At 52.4% G+C, this 1,670-nt stretch carries 2 protein-coding genes; both read left to right on the top strand.

Annotated elements, in window-relative coordinates; all coding sequences use genetic code 11:
• The first annotated feature begins 503 nt into the window (after positions 1-503).
• Positions 504-1,082, top strand: coding sequence for a TetR/AcrR family transcriptional regulator (locus tag ACLTX1_RS12530; RefSeq protein WP_412331069.1), 579 nt, complete (start codon positions 504-506; stop codon positions 1,080-1,082).
• Between the two features lie 101 nt (positions 1,083-1,183).
• Positions 1,184-1,670 (top strand): class I SAM-dependent methyltransferase (locus tag ACLTX1_RS12525; protein WP_412331068.1); only part of this gene is annotated, 487 nt, incomplete at its 3' end.

The raw sequence follows: 1,670 nt of genomic DNA, 5'->3' as shown, positions 1-1,670 counted from the left end.
TTCCGAGCAAGACAAAAGCGTCGTAGCAATACGGCGCTTTTTTGTTACCCGGAAGTGACAAACAGCGGCTTTTGGATGGTTGGCGGTAGCGGCAGATGATCATGCGGCGAAGGAGTGCTGAGCAACTTAAAAGGTCTCACCTTAAAACGGATCGATGCAAGATCGAACGTTAATGATAGCGCAAAAGCAGTAGTATTATGTGAATACGTCATTCATGTTGTGTGAATTTCTGTTCTTCTCCTTGCAATCACCCCATCTGTGCAATATGAAACAAAATGGGTATCAGAACGCAGCGTTTGGATGCTTCGTTCTGATGCCCTTTTACGATATAGTTTCTTTTACAGTGGCGACAACGATTACCGGAATTCCGTCGTCTCTTTCTGCAACGCTGCACCCCTTTTGATTAGTGAGTTTTTTCTCTACACCTCTTGCAAACCAGAAAAAAGCGCGGTATAATATGACCAGAAGAACCGAAACGGTCATATTTCAGAGAGGGTGCGACCTTGGCTTTTACCGATTACGAGACTGAGCAGCTCCGCAAGGCGTTGCTGAAGGAAACGAGACATTGTGCTGTCACGCTGGGGATGAAGAAAACCTCCGTAGAGCAGCTGACGAAGGCGGTCGGGATTGCAAAGGGCTCGTTCTATAAATTCTACGAATCCAAGGAAATGCTTTTCTTCGCGGTTTTAGAGAATGTTCACTCCGATCTTTACGGAGTGGCTGACCATGCACTGAGCGAAACTGACGGCTTGCCGCCGTCGGAGCGCGCGGCAAAGGCGGTCCTTGCCGTCTGCCGGCGGCTGTCCGATACCGGCGACATGGCTTTCATTGAAAACGATGCAAAGCTGCTTTTGCAGAGACTGCCGGAGGATGTCAAAAATGTGCATTACCACGACGACGAGACGCACATTCGTCTGCTTCTGGAAAAATATGGCCTTGTTCCTAAACGGGGGATTTCACTTGCCGCCGCGACAGTACGCGGACTGATTCTGACCGTCTCACACAAGGAGCAAATAGGAGGACTGTACCCGCAGGTGCTGGAAACGCTGGTGTACGGCGCTTGCAGGGAGTTATTTAAATAAGCGGAAGGCCGCAGAGATGCGGCTTTTCCAAGGCGCAACGGTTAGCACCATCTAACCGCTCGGATGCACGCGTCGGTTAGGTTAATCTAACATTGAAAGGAATGATAGCGATGCAGGAACACAAGAATTTCTGGGACAAAAATGCCGGACGTTACGACCGCTTTATGCGAAAGGATCGGGCGGCGTATGACGAGATGTATGAGCTGATCCGGCCGGTCGTGCGGCACAAGACGGTGCTGGAGCTGGCGACCGGCACGGGATTGATTGCAAAGCACATCGTAAACGCGGCGGCACACATCGAGGCGACGGACGCCTCTGCGGAGATGATCGCCGAGGCGAAGCGGGATAACCGCTCTGCCAAGCTGCACTTCTCCGTGCAGGATATGTTCCGCCTGCCCTATGCGGAGGCGTCCTTCGATGTGGTGATCGTGTCCAACGCACTGCATATCGTGCCGCAGCCGGAGAAGGCCCTTGCCGAGATCCGCCGGGTGCTGAAGAACGATGGCGTGCTCATCGCGCCCACCTTTACCCATGCGGGAAACTCGTTTTCCGGCAAGGTCAGGGCATTTTTTATGAGGATGGCAGGCT

It is taken from the genome of Hominenteromicrobium sp. (assembly GCF_046974225.1).
Taxonomy (GTDB): Bacteria; Bacillota; Clostridia; order Oscillospirales; family Acutalibacteraceae; genus Hominenteromicrobium; species Hominenteromicrobium mulieris.
The sequence above is the reverse complement of the archived record's forward strand: the minus strand, read 5'-3'. Positions and strand labels throughout refer to the sequence as shown.